22 protein-coding genes are annotated in these 23,112 nt (G+C 64.9%); 12 read left to right on the top strand and 10 right to left on the bottom strand.

Features of this window, described 5'->3' with window-relative positions; translation table 11 throughout:
• Position 1: 1 nt before the first annotated feature.
• The 4 genes from XH90_RS16495 to XH90_RS16480 form a co-directional block, all read right to left on the bottom strand.
• The gene (locus tag XH90_RS16495; protein WP_194482426.1) at positions 2 to 667 is read right to left on the bottom strand and encodes a CPBP family intramembrane glutamic endopeptidase; all 666 of its coding nucleotides are present in this window, start codon (positions 665 to 667) and stop codon (positions 2 to 4) included.
• A 175-nt stretch (positions 668 to 842) separates the two neighbouring features.
• Positions 843 to 1,607 (bottom strand): CPBP family intramembrane glutamic endopeptidase, encoded by a 765-nt coding sequence (locus XH90_RS16490; protein WP_194482425.1) that lies wholly within the window; start codon positions 1,605 to 1,607, stop codon positions 843 to 845.
• Positions 1,608 to 1,721: 114 nt separating this feature from the next.
• Positions 1,722 to 3,365 (bottom strand): acyl-CoA dehydrogenase family protein, encoded by a 1,644-nt coding sequence (locus XH90_RS16485; RefSeq protein WP_194482424.1) that lies wholly within the window; start codon positions 3,363 to 3,365, stop codon positions 1,722 to 1,724.
• Between the two features lie 19 nt (positions 3,366 to 3,384).
• Entirely contained in the window at positions 3,385 to 4,143 is a 759-nt protein-coding gene (locus tag XH90_RS16480) for a M15 family metallopeptidase (RefSeq protein WP_194482423.1), read from the bottom strand.
• A 192-nt stretch (positions 4,144 to 4,335) separates the two neighbouring features.
• On the opposite strand from XH90_RS16480, the gene XH90_RS16475 reads away from it, so the two are divergent.
• The 4 genes from XH90_RS16475 to XH90_RS16460 all read left to right on the top strand — a co-directional run bounded on the left by XH90_RS16475 (position 4,336) and on the right by XH90_RS16460 (position 8,528).
• Positions 4,336 to 5,283 (top strand): aspartate carbamoyltransferase catalytic subunit, encoded by a 948-nt coding sequence (locus XH90_RS16475; protein ID WP_194482422.1) that lies wholly within the window; start codon positions 4,336 to 4,338, stop codon positions 5,281 to 5,283.
• Positions 5,284 to 5,288: 5 nt separating this feature from the next.
• Positions 5,289 to 6,590, top strand: a complete 1,302-nt coding sequence (locus XH90_RS16470) for a dihydroorotase (RefSeq protein WP_194482713.1) — start codon at positions 5,289 to 5,291, stop codon at positions 6,588 to 6,590.
• A gap of 17 nt (positions 6,591 to 6,607) precedes the next feature.
• The gene (gene plsY / locus XH90_RS16465; protein WP_194482421.1) at positions 6,608 to 7,204 is read left to right on the top strand and encodes a glycerol-3-phosphate 1-O-acyltransferase PlsY; all 597 of its coding nucleotides are present in this window, start codon (positions 6,608 to 6,610) and stop codon (positions 7,202 to 7,204) included.
• A gap of 157 nt (positions 7,205 to 7,361) precedes the next feature.
• Complete coding sequence (locus XH90_RS16460) at positions 7,362 to 8,528, top strand: patatin-like phospholipase family protein (protein ID WP_194482420.1); 1,167 nt, start codon at positions 7,362 to 7,364, stop codon at positions 8,526 to 8,528.
• On the opposite strand, the gene XH90_RS16455 is transcribed toward XH90_RS16460, so the two are convergent.
• A complete protein-coding gene (locus XH90_RS16455) occupies positions 8,520 to 9,764 on the bottom strand; it encodes an amidase (protein ID WP_194482419.1) in 1,245 nt (414 codons plus the stop codon). The genes XH90_RS16460 and XH90_RS16455 overlap by 9 nt on opposite strands.
• A 90-nt stretch (positions 9,765 to 9,854) precedes the next feature.
• Here XH90_RS16455 and dprA point away from each other — a divergent pair, with 90 nt between their 5' ends.
• On the top strand, positions 9,855 to 10,997 hold the full coding sequence (gene dprA / locus XH90_RS16450; protein ID WP_194482418.1) for a DNA-processing protein DprA: 1,143 nt from the start codon (positions 9,855 to 9,857) through the stop codon (positions 10,995 to 10,997).
• Here dprA and XH90_RS16445 read toward each other — a convergent pair.
• Positions 10,994 to 11,404 carry a helix-turn-helix domain-containing protein gene (locus tag XH90_RS16445; protein WP_194482417.1) on the bottom strand — a complete coding sequence of 137 codons (411 nt, stop codon included), beginning with the start codon at positions 11,402 to 11,404 and terminating at the stop codon, positions 10,994 to 10,996. The two genes, dprA and XH90_RS16445, sit on opposite strands and share 4 nt — an antisense overlap.
• 83 nt (positions 11,405 to 11,487) lie before the next feature.
• On the opposite strand from XH90_RS16445, the gene XH90_RS16440 reads away from it, so the two are divergent.
• On the top strand, positions 11,488 to 12,096 hold the full coding sequence (locus tag XH90_RS16440) for an FMN-dependent NADH-azoreductase (RefSeq protein ID WP_194482416.1): 609 nt from the start codon (positions 11,488 to 11,490) through the stop codon (positions 12,094 to 12,096).
• A 57-nt stretch (positions 12,097 to 12,153) separates the two neighbouring features.
• Here XH90_RS16440 and XH90_RS16435 read toward each other — a convergent pair whose 3' ends face one another.
• Entirely contained in the window at positions 12,154 to 12,336 is a 183-nt protein-coding gene (locus tag XH90_RS16435; protein WP_194482415.1) for a hypothetical protein, read from the bottom strand.
• 175 nt (positions 12,337 to 12,511) lie between these two features.
• Positions 12,512 to 13,285 carry an SDR family NAD(P)-dependent oxidoreductase gene (locus XH90_RS16430; RefSeq protein ID WP_194482414.1) on the bottom strand — a complete coding sequence of 258 codons (774 nt, stop codon included), beginning with the start codon at positions 13,283 to 13,285 and terminating at the stop codon, positions 12,512 to 12,514.
• A gap of 121 nt (positions 13,286 to 13,406) precedes the next feature.
• Here XH90_RS16430 and XH90_RS16425 point away from each other — a divergent pair, with 121 nt between their 5' ends.
• Entirely contained in the window at positions 13,407 to 13,877 is a 471-nt protein-coding gene (locus XH90_RS16425) for a helix-turn-helix domain-containing protein (RefSeq protein ID WP_194482413.1), read from the top strand.
• 187 nt (positions 13,878 to 14,064) lie between these two features.
• The gene (locus XH90_RS16420; protein WP_194482712.1) at positions 14,065 to 15,510 is read left to right on the top strand and encodes an adenylate/guanylate cyclase domain-containing protein; all 1,446 of its coding nucleotides are present in this window, start codon (positions 14,065 to 14,067) and stop codon (positions 15,508 to 15,510) included.
• Positions 15,511 to 15,601: 91 nt separating this feature from the next.
• Here the strand turns inward: XH90_RS16420 and XH90_RS16415 are convergent, their stop codons facing one another.
• The gene (locus XH90_RS16415; protein ID WP_246755837.1) at positions 15,602 to 15,817 is read right to left on the bottom strand and encodes a hypothetical protein; all 216 of its coding nucleotides are present in this window, start codon (positions 15,815 to 15,817) and stop codon (positions 15,602 to 15,604) included.
• Between the two features lie 251 nt (positions 15,818 to 16,068).
• Between XH90_RS16415 and topA the strand changes: the two genes are divergently transcribed.
• The 4 genes from topA to XH90_RS16395 are packed head-to-tail and all read left to right on the top strand — an operon-like array spanning position 16,069 to position 22,391.
• Entirely contained in the window at positions 16,069 to 18,816 is a 2,748-nt protein-coding gene (gene topA / locus XH90_RS16410; protein ID WP_194482412.1) for a type I DNA topoisomerase, read from the top strand.
• Between the two features lie 7 nt (positions 18,817 to 18,823).
• A complete protein-coding gene (gene rnr, locus XH90_RS16405; protein ID WP_194482411.1) occupies positions 18,824 to 21,175 on the top strand; it encodes a ribonuclease R in 2,352 nt (783 codons plus the stop codon).
• The gene (locus tag XH90_RS16400) at positions 21,169 to 21,609 is read left to right on the top strand and encodes a DUF983 domain-containing protein (RefSeq protein ID WP_194482410.1); all 441 of its coding nucleotides are present in this window, start codon (positions 21,169 to 21,171) and stop codon (positions 21,607 to 21,609) included. The genes rnr and XH90_RS16400 overlap by 7 nt, the downstream gene beginning before the upstream one ends.
• Positions 21,610 to 21,641: 32 nt before the next feature.
• Positions 21,642 to 22,391, top strand: a complete 750-nt coding sequence (locus XH90_RS16395; protein WP_194482409.1) for an NUDIX domain-containing protein — start codon at positions 21,642 to 21,644, stop codon at positions 22,389 to 22,391.
• Here XH90_RS16395 and XH90_RS16390 read toward each other — a convergent pair whose 3' ends face one another.
• Entirely contained in the window at positions 22,392 to 22,943 is a 552-nt protein-coding gene (locus tag XH90_RS16390; RefSeq protein WP_194482408.1) for a hypothetical protein, read from the bottom strand.
• Between the last annotated feature and the right edge of the window lie 169 nt (positions 22,944 to 23,112).

Below are 23,112 nucleotides of genomic sequence, written 5' to 3'. Positions count from 1 at the left end.
GCTAGACGTAGACACCACCTCTGAGGAACATGATGATGTTGACTCCCGAATGCATCATGACTGTCAGCCAAGTCGAATTGCTGCGCCAGCGTATGTATCCAAGGAGCAACCCGCCGGCGAACACCGAAGCCTGGCCGAGCCAATTATATTGAGTGTGGAGTAATGCCCACGCGACGGCCGTCAGTGCGATGGCACCTCGTGGGTGCAGAAATGATTGCGACCAACCGCGAAAGATAAAGCCGCGGAAGGCGAGCTCCTCCGTGATTGGCGCGGCAATGCACCCGCCCATCAAGTAAATCAGCAATCCGTCCGGCGAGCTCGAGAAAGAATGATCGGAGGCAGTCAATTCCCATCTATTGAGAATGGGCCAAGCGAGAGATTCAGCCAAGAGAAGTGCCGCCGTGAGAGCGAGCGCAATTACCAATTCATGTGAAGTCGGCCAGCTCAAAGCGAGGTAGTCAGCGAACCTTTGGTTGGCCATGCGTGTCGCAATCCAGAACACGACCATTGTCGCCGGACACGCGAAAATAACGGCAAACCCTACCCGCACCTGTGCCAACGAGAATTGCGTCACGATTTGGCGCAAGTCCCACATCGCGTTCAGGGCAAATTTCAATGTCAGAGTTTGAACGGCATAAGCGATGAGAGCAACGAGCAGCGTCTCCATGAAATCCCACGTCCTTGGAGGCCGCGGCGAGCCCATGGCTGACGGAAAATGAGGGAGCTCTGACATAAGTGAACAACCTATCCGCGGGGATCGGACCTGGTTCCACCTATCATATGGCATGGCAAGACGACCAGCCGCTTGATGAGCGGCGGCCCTTCGCGAGCAAATTCCGCCCTCACTCCCCCAGCCACATCGTCAGCACCACCGCTGTCATGTTGTTCAGCGCATGCAGCACGATGGTGAGCCACAGTGAGTTGGCACGGTGGCGCATGTAGCCGAACCACAGTCCGATCGAGAACACCTCGGCGAGGAAGTACAAATCGTATTGCAGATGCACCGCCGTCCACACCAGTGACGACAGGATGATCGCGCCGGGCACACGCAGGAAGCTCGCCGACCAGCCGCGGAACAGGAAGCCGCGCGCGAGCACCTCTTCCGACATCGGCGCCGCCACGCTGAAGGCGATCAGCAGCAACATGGCAGCACCCTTGTCACGACCCGATTTCAGCAGATCGGTCATGAAGCCCGGTGTCGCTTCACGGCCCAGGGATCGCGATGCCACCTCCCAGGCCATGACGACCACGATGAGGCCGGCGGCTCCAAGCAGAAGCTGCCGCCAGGTCGGCCAGTGCAGTGCGAGGTATTCGACGAAGGATGCCTTCTTGATCCGGATGGCGAGCCACACCGCCGCGAGCGTCGCAGGCAGCCCCATGATCACCGATAGTGCCAGCGCCTGCGGCTCGCGGCCGACCGACTGGATCGAGCCCATGTCGAGCGGCACACCGCGCATCGCAATCAACACCAGGATCGCGCCGACCTGGCCGACGAACATCGCGACGAAGACGAACAGACCCCACAGCGCGGTGCCCCAGAAATTCCAGACGCGCGGCGGCGCGGGCATCTCCGTGAACGGCGGGTGGTCGGGATTGAGAGAATCCATCGAGAGGCTTTCGTTAGGTTCACACCGTCATTCCGGGGCGGTCCGAAGGACCGAACCCGGAAGCGCGAGATTCCAGCCTCACCCTTTGGGCGCCCCGGAATGACGGATGAATAATCATGGCAGCGCACGCTCCAGCAGCGCACGCACATCGCCGCTGTCGAGCTCGACTGCGCCGTACATGCTGGCATGATTGGCGGCAAGACGCGTTGCCGCGAACAGTTCGGCGCTGTGCGGTGAAACGCCGTTGAGCGCGGCGGCAGCAGCCAGCAGCGCCAGCTTCTCCACCGCGAGCCGCGCGACGCGCTCGCTGTCGGCGCGGCGGAAGGTCTTGCCGATGAAGGCGGCCGCCTCGCCTGCTCCGGGCAGGCCTTTCGTCTCGGCCGAAAGCGCCTGCAGCACGACCATCGCCGCCTCCGGCTCGCGCGAGAGCGCGCGGAGCACGTCGAGGCACATCACGTTGCCCGAGCCTTCCCAGATCGCGTTGACCGGCGACTCCCGGTAGTGGCGCGCCAGAATGCCGTCCTCGACATAGCCGTTGCCGCCGAGGCACTCCATCGCCTCGAAAAGAAACGGCGGTGCACTCTTGCAGGTCCAGTATTTGATCGCGGGCGTCAGCAGCCGCATGTAGGCGGCCTCCGCCGCATCTTGCGGCGTGCGGTCGAAGGCGCGGCAGAGCCGCATCACCAGCGCGGTGCTCGCCTCGACATGCAGCGCCATGTCGGACAGCACGGCCTGCATCAAGGGCTGATCGGCCAGATGCTTCTGGAACACGCTGCGGTGGCGAGCGTGATGCAGCGCATGCGCGAGCCCCGAGCGCATCAAGCCCACCGAGGCGATCGCGCAATCCTGCCGCGTCAGCTGCACCATCTGGATGATGGTGCGGATGCCCTTGCCCTCCTCGCCGACGCGTTCGGCATGGGCGCCGACGAACTCGACTTCCGAGGACGCATTGGAGCGGTTGCCGAGCTTGTCCTTCAGCCGCTGGAACTGGATCGCGTTGACCGATCCGTCAGGCGCAAAGCGCGGCATGAAGAAGCAGGTCAGTCCCTGCTCGGCCTGCGCCAGCACCAGGAACGCATCGCACATCGGCGCCGACATGAACCATTTGTGGCCGGTGATGCGGTAGGCGTGCCCGTCGCGCGCCGCGCGCGTCATGTTGGCGCGCACGTCGGTGCCGCCCTGCTTCTCGGTCATGCCCATGCCGAGCGTCATGCCGCGCTTCTCCCACCACGGCGCGAAGCTGGGATCGTAGCTCCTGGTCGACAGCACCGGCATCACGCGCGCGAGCACGTCCGGCTGCATCGCCAAGGCAGCAACAGAGGCGCGCGTCATCGTGATCGGACAGAGGTGACCGGTCTCGACCTGCGAGGCGATGTAGAATTTTGCGGCGCGGATGACTTCGGCGGCACCACCGGCAGGCTTCCCGTCCGCGGTCCAGGTCGAATTGTGCAAGCCGGCATGCGCGCTGTGCGCCATCAGTTCATGATAGCCGGGGTGAAACTCGACCTGGTCGCGGCGATTGCCCTTGGCATCGAAGGTGCGCAGCTTTGGCGAATTCTCGTTCGCGACGCGGCCGCGATCGGCCATCGCCGCGGAGCCCCAATGCTTGCCGAACTCGGACAGCTCCTGCTCTGCCGCTGCGCCGCCATTGGCCTTGACTGCCTCGACCAGCGGGCGGTCCACGGCGAACAGGTCGACATCCTCGAAAGGCGGCGACTGGTTGAAGACCTCGTGGGTTGCGAAACTCGGCTGGGTCATGGCGTGTCTCGGGCCGGAATCAGTTCCGTCGCGGCTGGATCGGGAAATCATAGGCCGCCCCGCCCGCCCCCGGCAGGGAAAAATGCCACCACTCCTTCGAATAGTTCACAAAGCCTTGCTTCGCCATCGCAGCCACCAGCCGCTTGCGCCAGGCGCGCTGATCCCGTGTGATCGATGGTGCTGCGGTATGCCCCATTGCATCCGTGCAATCATAGCCCGTGCCCATATCCACGCTGCCTTCCGGCAGCCGCTCCGCGACCGGCGCCGTGCAATCGGCGTAGGCCTTCGAGGGATCGATCTTGGCGGAATTGTCCGCCTTGAGATCGACCAGCGTGAGATCGAGCGCGGCCCCCGTCGAATGCTGCGAGTGGCTCGCGATATAGCCGAGGCGAAACAGTTCTGTCTTGGGAATCCGCGGATTGTAGCGCCGGTCGGCCGCCGTCTCGTGGCCGTTCTGCGACCACCTCACCATGTCGAGCGAGGCGCGCGCCGGCCGGTAGCAGTCGAACATCTTGAGCGACAGCTGCTGCGCGGCGAGATCCTGCTGAACCGCCCTCAGCCGCAACCCGACTTCGCGCTTCACCACGCATTCGCCCGCGCCGTAGCCGGCGAGCGGACGGCCGACGAAATTGCTCGAGGTGGCGTAGCGGATGTCTTGGACGATGCTGGGATCGACATCGCGCAGATAGACGAATCCGCCGGGGAGCGATTGGGCGTGGGCGGATGAAGCAGCAGCGATCGCGATGATTGCCAATCGAATTGATTTAACGAAATGCATCCGCAATTCCCTTCGTCATTCCGGGATGGTCCGAAGGACCAGACCCGGAATCTCGAGATTCCGGGGTCGATGCTTCGCATCGCCCCGGAATGACGGCAAGGATGACGACAAGGCTACAGATCAGGGGATAACTCGCCTTCCGCCGATTGGCCCTTGCCCACCCCGCCATCCCCGCCTATAGCTCTGGCTTTAATGACATCGAAATCGACCTTCGTCCTCGGCCACCGGCATTTGCTGGGCATCGAGGGCCTTTCCGCGGCCGACATCACCGGCCTCCTCGACCTGTCCGAAGAATACGTCGAGCTCAACCGCCAGGTTGACAAGAAGCGCACCGTCCTGCGCGGACGGACGCAGGTGAACCTCTTCTTCGAGGCCTCCACCCGAACCCAGTCCTCGTTCGAGCTCGCCGGCAAACGGCTGGGCGCCGACGTCATGAACATGTCGGTGTCCTCCTCGTCCATCAAGAAGGGCGAGACGCTGGTCGACACCGCGATGACGCTCAACGCCATGCACCCTGACATCCTGGTGGTGCGCCATCATGCCTCCGGCGCCGTGGAACTGCTGGCCCGCAAGGTCGACGGTTCCGTGATCAATGCCGGCGACGGCGCGCATGAGCATCCGACCCAGGCGCTGCTCGACGCGCTCACCATCCGCCGCAACAAGAGCCGGATCGAAGGCCTCGTGGTCGCGATCTGCGGCGACGTGCTGCATTCGCGGGTCGCCCGCTCCAACATCATCCTGCTCAACACGATGGGCGCCCGCGTTCGCGTCGTCGGCCCCTCCACGCTGCTGCCGCCCGGCATCGAGCGGATGGGCGTCGAGGTCGCGCGCGACATGCGCGAGGGCCTCAACGGGGCCGACATCGTCATGATGCTGCGGCTCCAGCGCGAGCGTATGAACGGCTCCTTCGTGCCGTCGACCTCTGAATATTTCCACTATTTCGGGCTCGACCAGAAGAAGCTCGGCTACGCCAAGCCCGACGCGCTGGTGATGCATCCCGGCCCCATGAACCGCGGCGTCGAGATCGACACTGCGGTTGCCGACGGCGCACAATCCCTGATCCGCGAACAGGTGGAGATGGGTGTTGCCGTGCGCATGGCGGTGCTGGAAGCGCTCGCCCGTAACCTGCCGAACGCGTGATGCCCATGCTGACCGACCGCCGCCCGATCCTGCTCGCCAACGCTCGCGTCGTCGATCCGTCCCGCGATTTCGACGGCCCCGGCGACGTCCTGATTGCCGACGGCATCATCCGCGAGACCCGCCGCGGCATTGGAGCCGCCGGCGTCCCCGAAGGAACCGACGTCATCAACTGTTCGGGCAAGATCGTCGCGCCCGGCCTGATCGACATGCGCGCCTTCGTCGGCGAGCCCGGCTTCAGCCATCGCGAGACCTTTGCCTCTGCGAGCCAGGCAGCCGCGACCGGCGGCATCACCACCATCATCTGCCAGCCCGACACCTCGCCGGTCATCGACAATTCGGCGACCGTCGATTTCGTGATGCGCCGCGCGCGCGACACCGCGATCGTCAACATCCAGCCGATGGCCGCGCTGACCAAGGGCATGCGCGGCGAGGAAATGACCGAGTTCGGCCTGCTCAAGGCCGCCGGCGCCCTGGCCTTCAGCGATGGCGACCGCAGCGTGACCAATTCGCAGGTGATGCGGCGCGCGCTGACCTACGCCCGCGATTTCGACGCGCTGATCGTGCATCACACCGAGGACCCCGATCTGGTCGGCGAAGGCGTGATGAACGAGGGCGAGTTCGCCTCGCGCCTCGGCCTGATGGGCATCCCGAAGGCCGCCGAGGCCGTGATGCTCGAACGCGACATGCGCCTGGTCGCGCTGACCGGCGGCCGTTATCACGCCGCTTCGCTGTCGTGCATCGAGTCGCTCGAGATCCTGAAGCGCGCCCGCGAAGCCGGCCTTGCCGTCAGCGCCTCCGTCTCTATCAACCATCTTGCGTTGAACGAGAACGACATCGGCCCCTATCGCTCGTTCCTGAAGGTCTCGCCGCCGCTGCGCACCGAGGACGACCGCCGCGCGCTGGTGGAAGCGGTGGCATCCGGCCTCGTCGACGTCATCATGTCCGACCACAATCCCCAGGACGTCGAGGTCAAGCGCCTGCCGTTCGCGGAAGCCGCCCCCGGCGCGATCGGCCTCGAGACCATGCTGCCGGCGGGCTTGCGGCTGGTTCACAATGACGAACTCGACCTCAAGACCCTGATCCGGGCGATGTCGACACGGCCGGCTGAACTGCTCGGGCTAGCGGGCGGAACCCTGCGCCCCGGCGCGCCGGCCGACGTCGTCGTGATCGACCCCGACGTGCCCTGGGTGGTCGATCCCGCCGACCTCAAATCGCCCTGCAAGAACACCCCGTTCGACGAAGCGCGCTTTACAGGTCGCGCGGTCAGGACCATCGTCGGCGGGCGCACGGTGTACGAGCATGTCTGAGGTGGGGAGAGACAGACATGGGGTTTGATGCATTCCTGCCGGTGGCCTTCGTCATCGGCTATCTGCTCGGCTCTGTCCCGTTCGGGCTGGTGCTGACCAGGCTCGCCGGCACGCAGGATCTGCGCTCGATCGGCTCCGGCAATATCGGCGCCACCAACGTGCTGCGCACGGGCCGCAAGGGCCTCGCCGCGGCGACCCTGCTGCTCGACGCGCTCAAGGGCACCGCGGCGGTCGTGATCTCGGGCTACATCGCCGGCCCCAATGCCGCAATGGTGGCCGGCCTCGGCGCCTTCCTCGGCCATCTCTTCCCGGTCTGGCTCAAATTCAAGGGCGGCAAGGGCGTCGCCGTCTATATCGGCATCCTGCTCGGCCTGTTCTGGCCGGGCGCCGCCGTGTTCTGCCTGCTGTGGCTGGCGACCGCTTTCACCACCCGCTATTCCTCGCTCTCGGCGCTGGTGGCGGCGTTCATCACGCCGCTGTTCCTGTGGTGGTTCGGCCACCTCGCACTGGCCTCCCTGTTCGCGGTGCTGACGCTGCTGCTGTTCTACATGCACCGCGAGAACATCAAGCGGCTGCAAGTAGGAAAAGAAGGCCGCATCGGCGAGAAGACCTAAAGCCAGAAGCCGGAAAAAGTACGGATACCGCCGCCGGCCTTTCGCATTATAGCCCAAATGCTGTTCGCAACTTCTGTCCGGTTGGCAGGTGCCAGTGGCGAACCGGTTCCATGCCTGTCATCCTGGCACAGGACATGGCGTTACGCGGTTGCTCAGAATGAGCGAGACGATTGACGGCACGCACGATGAAGGCGCGCAGGAGACTGCGGCAAGCCGCCTGCTCCTGACGACCAGCATCTGGTCCGACGTGCCCTCGCCGCCTGCTGCGCCAGAACCTGCTCCCGTTTCGCCGCCGGCCCCCTCCGTGCAAGCGCATGCGCCGGTGGCCGCGACGGCCGAGCCCGCCGAGCCGACTCGCCCCACTCAATGGCCGCCGCGCAAACTGTCGCTTGCGCTCCAGGGTGGCGGCACGTTTGCCGCCTTCACCTGGGGCGTGGTCGAACGGCTACTTGAAGAGCCATCCATTGCATTCGACGCGATCAGCGGCGCGAGTGCCGGCGCGATCAACGCGCTGCTGCTCGCTGGCGGTCTTGCCGAGGGCGGCCGCGAAGGTGCCCGCAATCGCCTGAACCGGTTCTGGCTCCGGCTGATGCACGAAGCCTCGTTCCGCTCGCTGATGCTGGTCGGCGGTTTCTCGCCGGCCGGAAGCTCCGTCGCGTTCGGCCCGACGCTGCGCTCGGGCCAGTTCGATCCGTTCGATCTCGACCCGCTCCGGCAAGCCCTCTCGCGCGACATCAATTTTGCAGCTTTGCGCGATCCAAAATGCCCAAAGCTCCTGATCGCAGCGACGCGCATCCGCGACGGGCAGCAGCAGGTCTTCGGCAACGACGCCATCACCGCCGACGTTGCGCTCGCCTCGACCTGCCCGCCGCTGGTTCACTGCGCCGTCGAAATCGACGGCGCGGCGTATTGGGATGGTGGCTTCGGTGGCAATCCGCCGCTGATCAAGCTGGCGCAGCAATCGACAACCGCCGACCTTCTGCTCATCCAGGTCACGCCCACGCGCGACAGCTACGTCCCGATCACCCTCGCCGCGATCGATCGCCGTCTCGACCAAATCGCCGCCAACGCTGCGCTCAAGGCCGAGATCGCGGCGATCGCGTGGGCGCAGTCGCACGCTGCACCGACGTTGCGGCTATCGACAATCGCCGCAGAGGATTCGATCGAGGGCCTTGCGCAACGCTCGTCCACCGATCTCGGCCGAGGCTTCATCCGCACGCTGCACCGAAGCGGCCGCGAAGCCGCCGAGCGCTGGGTCAGGCAAGGCGCAACAGGCGCAGAGGCCCGGCGCGCCCTGCCCACGGCCGAACCCGCGCTAGCCTGACCTCGCCAGCGCATTCTCCAGAAACCACGCAGCCGCCAGCGCGCCCGGATCGTTGCCGAAGCGCGCGATCACCTGCACGCCGATCGGCAGGCCGCCGACCTTCATCGTGGGCACGTTGACGCAAGGATTGCCCATCAGCGTCCACAGCCGGTTGTAGCGAGGCGAGCCGGTCGAGGCGAGCTCCTTGGCCGGCGCGGTGCCCGGCGCCGAATAAGTCAGCAGCACGTCGAAACCTTCGAATAGCTCGCCGAGCTCGCGACGGCCGCGGCGGGCGATCCGGCGCGCATCGTCGTATTCCTTCGGCGTCAGGCCGACCGTCTCATCGAGGCTGGCACGCAGCATCGGCGCGATCTCGTCATGGCGTTCGTCGAACTCCCAGGCGAGCGCGCGATGCGCCTCGAAATCCTGAATGATGGGATGGATGCGCCAGGCCTCCTTGACCGCCTCGGGCAGGTCGATCGACTGTACGCTGGCGCCGGCCTTCTCGGCCGCCTTGATCGCGGCCAGCAGGCCCTCTTCCGCCGCCGGCTCCACGGCTTCCGCAAACTCCTGCCTGACCACGCCGATGCGCGGTGACTTCGCCGGCGCGATGCCTGCGAACTCTGTGCGGCCGGTCATTCCCAGAAGTCCGCGCGCGAGATCCTCCGCACGCGCCCCGAACAGGCCGACCGTGTCGAGCGCCCACGAATAGCATTTCACGCCGACCGTCGGCAGCATGCGGAACGACGGCTTGATCGCAGCAGCACCACAATAGGCGGCGGGACGGATCACCGAGCCGCCGGTCTGGGTGCCCAGCGCCAGCGGGATCATGCCGGCGCCGACGGCCGCCGCCGAGCCCGAGGACGAGCCGCCCGGCGTGTGGCCGGGATTGTGCGGATTGAGCGTAGGGGTCGGATCGCGCGAGGCGAACGCCGTGGTCGTGGTCTTGCCGATGATGGTGGCGCCCGCCCGCTTCAGCATCATCACGACAGGCGCGTCCGCGCGCGGCTGCCAGCCGCGATAGATCTCCGAGCCCATCTCGGTCGGCATATTGGCGGTATCGATGATGTCCTTGATGCCGACGGCGATGCCGCGCAGGGGTCCGGCAGTTTGCGCTTTTGCCGACTTGTCGTGGCGGACGAAGGCGCGGATGTCCTTCTCCCGGGCCTCGATCGCCGCATGTGACTGGGCGACGGCGTCATCGGGCGAAAGCTCCCCCGCTTCGATGCGGCGCTGGAGGTCGGCAAGCGAGATCATGGCAAAATCCTTCTTATTGGCATCGCTTTTAGCATCGGGGCGAGGCCGCGCAAGCGCACGCCGCGGTTGCCCACGCCCTCAGGTTGCTTCATGCTGCGCCCACAAGGAGACGCCGTGGACGCCATCAACAGAAGCGCAGAGTTGACCGAGGCTGACAGGATCGACCGCCTGCGGCTGATCCGCTCCGATAATGTCGGGCCGCGTACATTCCGATCGCTGGTCGATCATTTCGGCTCGGCGCGAGCCGCGCTGGAGCGGCTGCCGGACCTGGCGCGCCGCGGCGGCGCGTCACGATCCGGGCGCATCTGCAGCGCGGACGAGGCGAAGGCCGAGCTCGCCGCGAGCCGCCAGTTCGGCATCGCCTGGCTCGCGCCCGGCGAGGACGGCTATCCGGCGCGGCTGGCGATGATCGACGATGCGCCGCCGTTGCTCGCCGTGCGCGGCAACGTCGCAACGCCGATGCGGCCGATGATCGCCATCGTGGGCTCGCGCAATGCCTCCGGCGCGGGCTTGAAATTCGCCGGCCAGCTCGCGCGCGAGCTTGGCGAGGCCGGCTTCGTCATTGTCTCGGGCCTTGCCCGCGGCGTCGACCAGGCCGCGCATCGCACCAGCATCGCGAGCGGCACGATCGCCGTGCTCGCCGGCGGACACGACTGCATCTATCCGCCCGAGCACGGCGACTTGCTCACTGCGATCCTCGACCACACGGGCGCTGCGGTCTCCGAAATGCCGCTCGGCCACGAGCCGCGCGCCCGCGACTTTCCTCGCCGCAACCGCCTTATCTCCGGCGCCGCGCTCGGCGTGGTCGTGGTGGAGGCCGCGCATCGCTCGGGCTCGCTGATCACCGCGCGCATGGCGGCCGAGCAGGGCCGCGAGGTGTTCGCCGTCCCGGGTTCGCCGCTCGATCCGCGCGCCGCCGGCACCAACGACCTGATCAAGCAGGGCGCAACACTCGTCACGGAAGCCGCCGACATCATCAACGCGGTTCAGCCGATCATGGAGCGGCCGCTGATGCATCCGATGGGCGAGCCCGACAGCGAACCGTTCGAGAGCGACCCGCAAGGCCACGACCGCGATCAGATCACGCGCCTGCTCGGCCCTGCCCCCATCACGATCGACGATCTGGTGCGGATGTCCGGCGCCTCGCCCGCGATCGTGCGCACGGTGCTGCTGGAGCTCGAACTCGCCGGAAAGCTCGAGCGTCATGGTGGCGGATTGGTGTCGCTGATCTAACGATCGTTGCGCTCGTCGAATTGCGAGCGTGCCGCCTCGATCTGCACCAGATGGTCCTTCGCCCATTTGCCGAGCGCCTCGACCGGCTGCGACAGCCCGCGACCGAGATCGGTCAGCTCGTAATCCACGCGCGGCGGAATGGTCGGGAAGATCGTCCGCGTGACGAGGCCGTCGCGCTCCAGCCCGCGCAGGGTCAAGGTCAGCATCCGCTGCGAGATGCCATTGATCATGCGCTTGAGCTCGTTGAAGCGCTTCGGCCCGTCGCTCAGCATCATGATGACGAACACGCTCCACTTGTCGCCGACGCGGGACAGCACGGAAGCCACCCCACGGCAGTCCGCATGGTTCGGATCGGGTCTCGCTGGAGCAGGAAAATCGATGTGTGCAGGTCTCAAAGATGTGCCCATGGCTCAAAAAAGTGCGTTCTTGCGGGGGTTTCGCCAGTCACTCATGTAGTGCGGGTTACAAATCTATACCATGGGTGACCCCAATGAAACTCCTCCATATCGACTCCAGCGTCCTCGGCCCCCACTCCGTCTCCAGACAGGTTTCTGCCGCCATCGTCGACCGCCTCGGGCAGGCGACGCCCTCGCTCGAGGTCGCCTATCGCGATCTGACCCAGACCCCGCTGGCTCACCTCTCCGGCTCGCACCTCGCGGCCGCCCAAGGCGCGCCCGCGCCAGCGGAACTCGCACCCGATCTCGCGGCAAGCGCAGCCGTGCTGAATGAGTTCCTCGATGCAGACGTCGTCGTGATCGGCGCGCCCATGTACAATTTTACGATCCCGAGCCAGCTCAAGGCCTGGATCGACCGCGTGATGGTGGCGGGGAAGACGTTCAAATATGGCGCGAGCGGCCCGGAGGGCCTTGCCGGCGGCAAGCGCGTGATCTTCGCGATTTCGCGCGGCGGCTATTACGGTGCGGGTACGCCTGCCGCCGCGCTCGAGCATCTCGAAAGCTATTTGCGCGGCGTGTTCGCATTCATGGGCATCACGAGCCCCGAATTCATCGTCGCTGACGGCATCCAGGTTGGCCCTGAGCATCGCGAGAAAGCGCTGGCCGGCGCGCTCCAGGCGGCCACCAGTTTGCGCGCGGCGTAACGCTACACCGGCGAGAGCCGCCGCCGGACCCCGGCGGCGGCTGCAAAATCGACAAAACTAAAACCAGGAACCCTGCATGCCCAGGATCACGGCAACGAGCGACACGAGCAGCCCGACGCCGGAGAAGATGGCAACCCCGATGAACTCCGACATGTCGGAATGCTTGGCCGGAACTGCGGAATGTTCGGTGTAGATACGCGGTTCTGAAATCGGAGCAAGAATGCGTGCTGGTTTCGGCATAACGGGCTCCCTTAAATGGGTCTTATCACCCCACGCCCGTAGAAAAGTCTTGGCAGCATAAGCGAAGGTTCAACGTATCACGCAGGCTTCAGAAAATACGTCCTGCAAGACGAGGGAACCGGCCGGCGCAACCGTTTCAGTTGGCGCCGGCCGATTCAATTCTCAGAGCATTTGATCAACCGCGATAGATCGGCGCTCCGCTCGGAGACGCCACCGCTCCGCCATCGACGAAGATCTCCTGTCCCTGAACATGCGCGGCATCGTCAGACGCAAGGAACAGCACCGTCTTCGAAATGTGATCGGGTTCACCAATCCGGCCGAGCGGCGTCGACAGCGCGATGCGCTTCTCGAACGCCTTCTCCGCTTCGGGTGTTGCGATCGCCGCGCCCCAGATCGGCGTGCGGATCGCACCCGGCGCGACCACGTTGACGCGAATGCCGCGGGGCGACAGTTCCGAAGCCATGATCCGCGCCATCGCCCGCACGCCCGCCTTCGCGGCGCCGTAAGCCGAATAGCCGGGAATGCCGAGCACTGAAATCACCGAGCCGTTGAGGATGATCGAGGCGTTGTCGTTGAGATAAGGCAGCGCCGACTGCACCGTGAAGAACACACCGGTGAGATTGGTGCTGATGACTTTCTCGAACACCTCGAGCGTCGCTGATCCCAGCGGCGTGCCGCCGGGGATGCCGGCGTTGGCAAACAAGATGTCGAGCTTGCCGAACTTGTCGGTGCCCTTCTTGATCGCAGCTTCGGTCGCGGCGATGTCGGTGGCATCAGCCGCAAGTGCAATCGCGTTCGGGCCAAGTTCCTTCGCGGCGGCCTCCAGCGTCTCCTTGTTGCGCCCGGTGATGATTACCTTCGCGCCTTCGGCCACGAACAGCCTTGCCGTTGCCAGTCCGATGCCGCTGTTGCCGCCGGTAATCAGTGCCGTCTTGTTCTTCAGCCTCACGCTCGCCTCCAGTAGTTGCATGATAAAACTATGTTGCCATCTAGGGCATATGGTTTTATGATGCAACCACACATCCGCGTGATCGGCGCCGAAATCGTGCGAACGCGACAGGACCGGAACGATGGTGAAACGAACGAGCTTTGAGGGCGATGCCTGCCCGATCGCACGCTCGCTGGAAGCGATCGGCGACTGGTGGTCGCTGCTGGTCATCCGCGAGGCGCTGTTCGGCGTGCGCCGTTTCGGCGAATTTCAGAGCAAGCTCGGCATGGCCAGGAACATTCTGTCGGCGCGGCTGCGATCGCTGGTCGACCACGGCATCCTGGAAACCGCCCCCGCCTCCGACGGCAGTGCTTATTCTGAATATGTATTGACGGCGAAGGGCCGCGGCACCTTCCCGATCCTGGTGGCGCTGCGGCAATGGAGCGAGGAGTTCGACGACCATCCCGAGCAGATCGCGACCATCCTGGTCGATCGCGCGAAGGGCCGCCCGGTCAGGAAGCTCGAAATGCACGCGGAGGACGGGCGGCTGCTCAGTCCCGCCGACACCATGCTGAAACCGAGGCCCGCGCCGCGCCGGCGCGCGGCAGGATAGCTGCGTGCGCATCGGCTCCCGGCCGTCCGCGCAAAGCACGCGCACGGGGCCGGAGCACTCCCGACGTGCACTCAAGGATGCATTTGTCCCGTTGGGTTTTATGCTACTCTAGAACTGCTGGAAGCAGCTGCCATTTTTGCTGACGCGTGACGTCCCGTTCAACCTCGTCGATGACCTGGGTGGGAAGATGCATCACGTTCAAGAACGGCTCCTCGAAAGCAAGATGATCGAGGTCGAGCAGGCCCGGTCTTGGAGCCCGCGCGTCATCTCCAAATTCGAAAGCCTGATCCGGGGCGGCGACGATCTCTCTCTCTACCGCGTCAATCCGCTTGGCTTTGCCCGCGACCGCGCCATCAGCGAAGCAGAGAGCATCGACCTGTTTCTCCATGCAGCACGCAGCGGCCTGTTCGACATGAGTTGGGATGTCGTCTGCCCCCAATCCGGCATGGTGCTGGACAGTTTTGGTGCCTTGCGGACCCTGAAGACCCACTATGTCTGCGGTCTGTGCGACGTCAGCGGCGATACCGACCTCGATGATTTCATCGAAGTGACTTTCACGGTGTCTCCGCAGCTTCGAAGGCTTCAGTTTCACGACCTCGAACAGCTCTCAGTCGAGGACTTCCATTGGAAGGCCCGCTTTCTCGCCGACGGGCGCTTGCCCGGTCAGCCGACCCGCTTTCTTGATGTCCTCCGCGGCCTTGCTCGCGGCATGTCGTTCTTGCCTCCGGGCTCGACGACGGCGCTCCCGGTCGAACTCGCGCCCGGAGCGCTCTCCGGGGTCAATGTGCAGACGCAGGCCAGCTTCGCAGTCAATGTGGCTGGCGACACTGCGGCGATACCGACGCGCTTGTCCGTGAAATATGACGGACGCCGCTTTTCACCGCTCGCATCGGCCGTGCCGCCCGGACCGGCGGTGGTCGAGGTGGAGAACTGCTCCGCCACACGCGGCTCATTGCTTCTCATCAACTGGCCACCGGAGATTTTGGCGCAGACGGTCAAGCCGGCGCTCGACTTTGATCCCTACCTGTCGGGCGGCATGCTGCTTGCCCGACAGACTTTCCGACGTCTGTTCCGGTCCGAGCGTGTCGATGAGAAGGAAGGCCTCGGCATCAGGCAGGTCACCTTGCTGTTCACGGACCTCAAGGGATCGACCGCCATGTACGAACGGCTTGGCGACCTCAATGCCTATGCGCTGGTGCGCGAGCACTTTGCTCTGCTTGGCTCAACCGTGCAGCAGCATTCCGGCGCGATCGTCAAAACGATCGGCGATGCCGTGATGGCCGTATTCTCCCGCCCGCGCGATGCAGTCTCGGCAGCGTTGCATATTTTGGCGGATATCGAGCGCTACAATGCGGAGCACGGCGATCCCAGTATCATCCTCAAGATAGGCGCCCATTGCGGACCATCGATCGCGGTCACCTTGAACGAAAATCTCGACTATTTCGGGCAGACCGTGAATGTTGCAGCACGCGTACAGGCATTGGCCGGCGCCGGCGAAATTTGCCTGTCGGAGGCGCTCTACTCGGCACCGGGGGTAAGTCAGCTTCTCGCTGGTCACGATGTCGTCGCGTTCGATGCACCGCTTCGGGGGGTGGAAGGGGCCGCGTGCGTCTATCGCGTAACGGATACGTAAACCTGCCTTCCGAACGCCAGTTGGACAACGATGACTGCATCTCCTGCCCCGTCATCGCGGCCAGAGCTCGCACCTTCCCCGATAGCCATCCTCACGACAGCTTGCGCTTGCTCCGCAGCCGCAGGTGCTCGTCGGCCTCGAGCTTGGTCATTCCCAGGAGATAATGCAGCACATCCAGCTTGTGGCGCTCGGCGAGCTTGCGTAAGGCGCCCACCTGCTCGGCGATGAAGGTCACGGCTTCATCGACCCCGCCTTCCCCCGGTTCCTCGTTGCGCGAACGTGCTTCTGCGCCCGACGCGGCGCGCACGCGCTTCTTCCCTGGCTTTGCCACCAGCCCCACCCGAATCCCATGCCCCGCGGAAACATTACGCTGACACCGGCCACAACTCCAAGGTGGTATTTCGCAACTTTCTCGATATGAAACTTTTCTCAATCCGCTAGCTTTCAACACCCTTCGATTTGACAGGACCCGCCTCACCACCCATGTTCGGGTCGAAACGGCCGACCCGAATCTTGTCGATTTCGGCCCAGGATTTTCCCGTAAGTCACTGGAACTACATGAATATCGTCATTGTGGAGTCGCCGGCGAAAGCCAAGACGATCAACAAGTATTTGGGCTCGTCCTATGAGGTTCTGGCCTCGTTCGGCCATGTCCGGGACTTGCCGGCGAAGAACGGTTCCGTCGATCCCGACAGCAATTTCAAGATGATCTGGGAGGTCGACCCCAAGGCGGCTGGCCGCCTCAACGATATTGCCAGGTCCCTGAAGGGTGCCGACCGCCTGATTCTGGCGACCGACCCTGATCGCGAGGGCGAGGCCATCTCCTGGCACGTGCTGGAGGTGATGAAGGAGAAGCGCGCGCTCAAGGATCAGAAGATCGAGCGCGTGGTGTTCAACGCCATCACCAAGCAGGCCGTCACGGATGCGATGAAGCATCCGCGCGAGATCGACGGCGCCCTGGTCGACGCCTATATGGCGCGACGCGCGCTGGACTATCTGGTCGGCTTCACGCTCTCCCCCGTACTGTGGCGCAAGCTGCCGGGCGCCCGCTCGGCGGGCCGCGTGCAGTCGGTGGCGCTGCGCCTCGTCTGCGACCGCGAGCTCGAGATCGAGAAGTTCGTAGCCCGCGAATACTGGTCGCTGATCGCGACGTTGCTGACACCGCGCGGCGATGCGTTCGAGGCGCGCCTCGTCGGTGCCGACGGCAAGAAGATCCAGCGGCTCGACATCGGCACCGGCGCGGAAGCGGAAGACTTCAAGAAGGCGCTCGAGCTGGCCACCTACGCGGTGACCGCGGTCGACGCCAAGCCGGCTCGCCGCAACCCGCAGGCGCCCTTCACCACCTCGACCCTGCAGCAGGAAGCCAGCCGCAAATACGGCTTCGCCCCGGCGCACACGATGCGCATCGCGCAGCGCCTTTATGAAGGCATCGACATCGGCGGCGAGACCACCGGACTCATTACCTATATGCGTACCGACGGCGTGCAGATTGCGCCGGAAGCGATCACCCAGGCGCGCAAGGTGATCGGCGAGGATTACGGCAACGCCTACGTGCCCGAAGCCCCGCGCCAGTACCAGGCCAAGGCCAAGAACGCCCAGGAAGCGCACGAAGCCATTCGCCCGACCGACCTCTCGCGCCGCCCCGACAGCATGAGCCGCAAGCTCGATGCCGACCAGGCCCGGCTCTACGAGCTGATCTGGAAGCGCACCATCGCGAGCCAGATGGAATCGGCCGAGCTCGAGCGCACCACCGTCGACATCACGGCGAAAGCCGGCGGCCGCACGCTGGAGCTGCGCGCCACCGGCCAGGTCGTCAAGTTCGACGGCTTCCTGGCGCTGTACCAGGAAGGACGCGACGACGAGGAGGACGAGGACTCCCGCCGCCTGCCCGCGATGAACCGGGGCGAGCCCATCAAGCGGCAGTCGCTATCCGTCACCCAGCACTTCACCGAGCCGCCGCCGCGCTTCTCGGAAGCCTCTCTCGTCAAGCGGATGGAAGAGCTCGGCATCGGCCGTCCCTCGACCTACGCTTCGATCCTCCAGGTTCTGAAGGATCGCGGCTACGTCAAGCTCGAGAAGAAGCGTCTGCATGGCGAGGACAAGGGCCGCGTCGTGGTCGCGTTCCTCGAAAGCTTCTTCAATCGCTACGTCGAGTACGATTTCACGGCCAATCTGGAAGAGCAGCTCGACCGCATTTCCAACAACGAGATCTCCTGGCAGCAGGTGCTGAAGGATTTCTGGACCGGCTTCATCGGCGCCGTCGACGAGATCAAGGATCTGCGCGTCGCCCAGGTGCTCGACGTGCTCGATGAGATGCTGGGCCAGCACATCTATCCGCCGCGCGCGGATGGCGGCGACATCAGGCAGTGCCCGAGCTGCGGCAACGGCCGGCTGAATCTGAAGGCCGGCAAGTTCGGCGCCTTCGTCGGCTGCTCGAACTATCCGGAGTGCCGCTACACCCGCCAGCTCGCCGCCGACAGCGAGACCACCGCCGACCGTTCGCTCGGCCAGGATCCCGAGACGGGTCGCGATGTCTGGGTGAAGGCCGGCCGCTTCGGCCCCTATATCCAGCTCGGCGAGCAGAAGGACTACGAGGAAGGCGAGAAGCCGAAGCGCGCGGGCATCCCCAAGGGCACCTCGCCCAGCGATGTCGAGCTCGAGCTTGCGCTGAAACTGTTGTCGCTGCCGCGCGAGATCGGCAAGCATCCCGAGACCGGCCAGCCGATCACGGCGGGCCTCGGCCGCTTCGGGCCGTTCGTGAAGCACGAGAAGACCTATGCCAGCCTCGAAGCCGGCGATGAAGTCTTCGACATCGGCCTCAATCGCGCCGTGACGCTGATTGCGGAAAAGGTCGCCAAGGGTCCGAGCCGCCGCTTCGGCGCCGATCCCGGCAAGGCGCTCGGTGATCACCCCTCGCTCGGCACGGTAACCGTGAAGAGCGGCCGCTACGGCGCCTATGTCACCGCGGGCGGCGTCAACGCGACGATCCCGGCCGAGTTCGAAAAGGACACGGTGACGCTGGCTCAGGCGATAGCGCTGATCGACGAGCGCGCGGCCAAGGGCGGCGGCAAGGTGAAAGCCAAGAAGGCGGCGAAGCCGGCCAAGGCCAAGAAGACTGCAGCGAAGACCGCGGACGGCGACGACGCCGCGCCGAAGAAGAAACCGGCCGCCAAGAAGGCGGCCAAAACCAAAACTGAATCCACCAGCAAGGCGCGCGCAGGCGTGGCGTCGACGGCCAAAACGTCGGCGACCAAGTCAGGTGGCGCTGCCAAGGCTCCGGCCAAGAAGAGTGCCGGCACCAATTAGAGGTTAAGTGAAACGCAAGAATGACCGTGGCTTTCCCGACCGGCAAGCCATCGTCGCCTTCATCAAGGCACATCCAGGAAAGGTCGGAACTCGCGATATTGCACGCGAGTTCGGCCTGAAGAACGCCGATCGCATCGAGCTCAAGCGCATTCTGCGCGAGCTCGCCGATGACGGCACCATCAAGAAAAAACGCCACACGGTCTCGGAACCGGACAGCCTGCCGCCGACGCTGGTCGCCGACATCACCGGGCGCGATCGCGACGGCGAGCTGATCGCCTCCCCGACAGAATGGGACGAGGTCGAAAACGGCGAGCCGCCAAAGATCTTCATCGAGATGCCGCGCCGACCCAAGCCGGGCACCGCCGCCGGCGTCGGCGACCGTGCGCTGCTGCGGGTCGAACGCACCGGCGAGGACGAAGGCCCGGCCTATCGCGGCCGCATCATCAAGGTCTTCGACAAGGCCAAGAGCCGAATCCTCGGCGTGTTCCGTGAGCTTCCCGAAGGCGGTGGACGGCTCGTGCCCGTCGACAAGAAGATGGCCGACCGCGAGCTGAATATCGCCGCGGCCGACACGAGGGGTGCGCAGGACGGCGATCTCGTCAGCGTCGATATCGTCCGCACGCGCAGCTTCGGCCTTGCCTCAGGCCGCGTGAAAGAGAAGCTCGGCTCGGTCAAATCAGAGAAGGCGATCAGCCTGATCGCGATCTACGCCCACGACATTCCCCTGCAATTCTCCTCGTCCGCCGAGCGCGATGCGGAAGCGGCGGAGCCTGCGAATTTGAAGGGACGCGAGGACTGGCGCGACGTGCCGCTCGTCACCATCGATCCGCCTGACGCCAAGGATCACGACGACGCGGTGCATGCGCAGCCCGATCCCGATCCGAACAACAAGGGTGGCTTCATCGTCGACGTCGCCATCGCCGACGTGAGTTTCTACGTCCGGCCGGGCACCGCGCTCGACCGCGACGCGCTCGACCGCGGCAACTCGGTCTATTTCCCCGATCGCGTCGTGCCGATGCTGCCCGAGCGCATCTCCAACAATCTCTGCTCGCTGGTGCCGGGCGAGCCGCGCGGCGCGCTCGCGGTGCGGATGATCATTGCCCCCGATGGCCGCAAGAAGTCGCACAGCTTTCACCGCATCCTGATGCGCTCGGCTGCGAAGCTGAGTTATGCGCAGGCGCAGGCCGCAATCGATGGGCGGCGCGATGATACCACCGGCCCCCTGCTCGATCCGATCCTGAGGCCGCTCTACGCGGCCTATGCCTGCGTCAAGCGCGCCCGCGACGAGCGCGATCCGCTCAATCTCGATCTGCCCGAACGCAAGATCCTCCTGAAGAGCGACGGCACGGTCGACCGCGTCGTCGTGCCTGAGCGTCTTGACGCGCACAAGCTGATCGAGGAGTTCATGATCCTCGCCAACGTCGCGGCGGCCGAGATGCTGGAGAAGAAATCGCTCCCGCTGATCTACCGCGTGCATGACGAGCCGACGCTGGAGAAGGTCCACGCGCTCTCGGAATTCCTGGAGACGCTCGACGTCCCCTTCGCCAAATCAGGCGCGCTGCGCCCAACCCTGTTCAATCGCGTGCTGGCCCAGCTCGAGGGTCACGACTACTATCCGCTGGTGAGCGAGGTCGTGCTGCGCGCGCAGGCGCAGGCGGAATATTCGTCGGAAAACTATGGTCATTTCGGCCTGAACTTGCGCCGCTACGCGCACTTCACCTCGCCGATCCGCCGCTACGCCGATCTCGTCGTGCATCGCGCGCTGGTCCGCGCGCTCGGGCTCGGCGAAGGCGCTCTGCCCGACAGCGAGACGGCGGAAACCCTAAGCGAAGTCGCCGCGCATATTTCGCTGACCGAGCGTCGCGCGATGAAGGCGGAGCGCGAAACCGTCGATCGCCTGATCGCCCATCATCTCGCCGACCGCATCGGCGCGAGCTTCCAGGGCCGCGTCTCCGGCGTCACGCGCGCCGGCCTGTTCGTGAAGCTGAGCGAGACCGGCGCCGACGGATTGATCCCGATCCGATCCCTCGGCACGGAATATTTCAACTATGACGAGAGCCGCCACGCGCTGATCGGCACGCGCAGCCGCACGATGTACCAACTTGGCGACGTCGTCGACGTCCGCCTGATTGAGGCGGCTCCCGTCGCGGGCGCGCTGCGTTTCGAGCTGCTGTCGTCGTCCAGCGAGACCGCGCCGCGCGACCGCAGGCTATCAGGTCCACAACGTCGCCCCTCGTTCAAGGCCCATCCCGGCCGCAGCCCGGATAAAAAACGCAAGCCGCCGAAGCCAAAACCGGGCAAGAAGGGCAAAGGAAAGAACAAGGGCAAGAGTAAAGGCAAGAAGGGCAAGGCATGGTGACCATGAGCACGGCCCCCAAAATCTGGACGCGCGAGACCGGCCTCGTCGAGAAGCGCGACCTCTGGGCGGCAATGAAGCGCGGCTTTCGCGGCCGCTGCCCGCGCTGCGGCGAGGGAAAACTGTTCCGCGCGTTCCTGAAGACCGCGGACAATTGCGCGTCCTGCGGTCTCGATTTCACACCGCACCGCGCCGACGATCTGCCGGCCTATCTCGTCATCGTCATCGTCGGCCACATCGTGGTGCCGACGATCCTCTGGATCGAGACCAATTACACGACGCCGGTCTGGCTCAGCTTCGTGGCCTACCTGCCCTTCACCTTCTTTGCATCGCTCGGACTGCTGCAGCCGGTCAAGGGAGCTGTGGTCGGCTTGCAATGGGCTCTGCGCATGCACGGGTTTGACGACAACCCGCCGGATGGTATTCCGCCTGTGTAAGCACAATAAGCAAGAACAGCCTGGGTGAGGATATGAGCGATACGGCGCAGACGGCCGAGAAGGCCAAGGTCCACGAGGAAAAGGAAGCCGACCACCATCCCTATTTCCGGCCCCGGGATGCGGCGACGCTGATCCTGGTCGATCGCAGCGGCAGTATCCCGAAGGTGCTGGTCGGCAAGCGCCACGACAAGGTCGTGTTCATGCCCGGCAAGTTCGTCTTCCCCGGAGGCCGCGTCGACAAGGACGATCATCGCGTGCCGGTCGCGGCTCCCATCACCACCGAACTCGAAGCCAATCTCGCCAAGGGCAGCCCGAAGACGCCGGCCTCGCGCGCCAAGTCGCTTGCGATTGCCGCGATCCGCGAGGCCTGCGAGGAAACCGGCCTCTGCCTCGGGCGCAAGAGCGAGGGCAAGGCGAGGCTCGAAGGCCCCTGGAAGCCGTTCGCCGATGCGGGCCTGCTGCCCGATCCCTCCAGCCTGTTCCTGATCGCGCGCGCGATCACACCGCCCGGCCGCGTCAAGCGCTTCGACACGCGCTTCTTCACGGCAGATGCATCGGCGATCACCCATCATGTCGAGGGCGTCATCCATGCCGATGCGGAACTGGTCGAACTGGTCTGGGTCGAACTCGGCTCAAAGCCGCTCGCAGATCTGCATCCCATGACGCGGAATGTGCTCAACGAGCTCGACTCGCGCCTCGCCACCGGCCCCTTGCGCCACGATGCGCCGGTGCCGTTCTTCCATTTCTACGGCGGCAAGATGCAGAAGGATATTTTGAGCTGATCAGCGCGCGTCGTCGTCATCGGGCTCGGTGCCGACATAGTCGCGCGCCGGCAGATTCAGGACGCGGCCGATTTCGCTGGCGAGTTCGTCCGCCTCCGCGCGCTTGGTGAAGCTCACAAGCGTGATCGGCTCGATGCCCTTGTTGCCGCAGAGATTGACGTCGTAGGTCGTCAGCGCGGGATCATAGTCGTCGGTGATGCTGATGAAGTGGTAGTCGGCGAGATCGCGGGACCTGCTGATATTCAGCGGGCCGAACTGCCTGGTGATGACGATCTGCCGCAGCGTCTCGTTGAGCACGACGAAGGTGCGGAACGTCAGCAGGATCAGTCCGGGAATGCCGATGAGCAGGCCGAGACCCGTGAACACCAGCACCGGCACGAGGTCGTCCGCGAGCCTGCCGAAGCCGGAAAAATCCTGGCGCAGGCCGAGCGCGACATTCCAGAGCAGATAGGCGCTCGCCGCCAAGAGCGGCAGCGACAGCAGCCGGCCGAACCAGGGCATCGGCCGGTCGATCCGGACGATGCCGCCGTCTACCGTCATTGCGCTGGTCATGAAAGGTCTCCTCGGGAGCGAAGTCCTGGCTTGGTCGGCGCGAGCCCCAGGTTGGTTCGACCGCCTCGCCACAACGTGCCGACCCGGTATGACGCGATTGTGCTGAAGTGCCCGCGAAAAACAAAAAATTCTTCCCGCCTCCCCCAATGGCGGAGTTCCGCAGGCTGCC

It is taken from the genome of Bradyrhizobium sp. CCBAU 53338, assembly GCF_015291665.1.
Taxonomy (GTDB): domain Bacteria; phylum Pseudomonadota; class Alphaproteobacteria; order Rhizobiales; family Xanthobacteraceae; genus Bradyrhizobium.
Note: the sequence above shows the minus strand (reverse complement) of the source record. Positions and strands in the feature narration are given on the sequence as shown.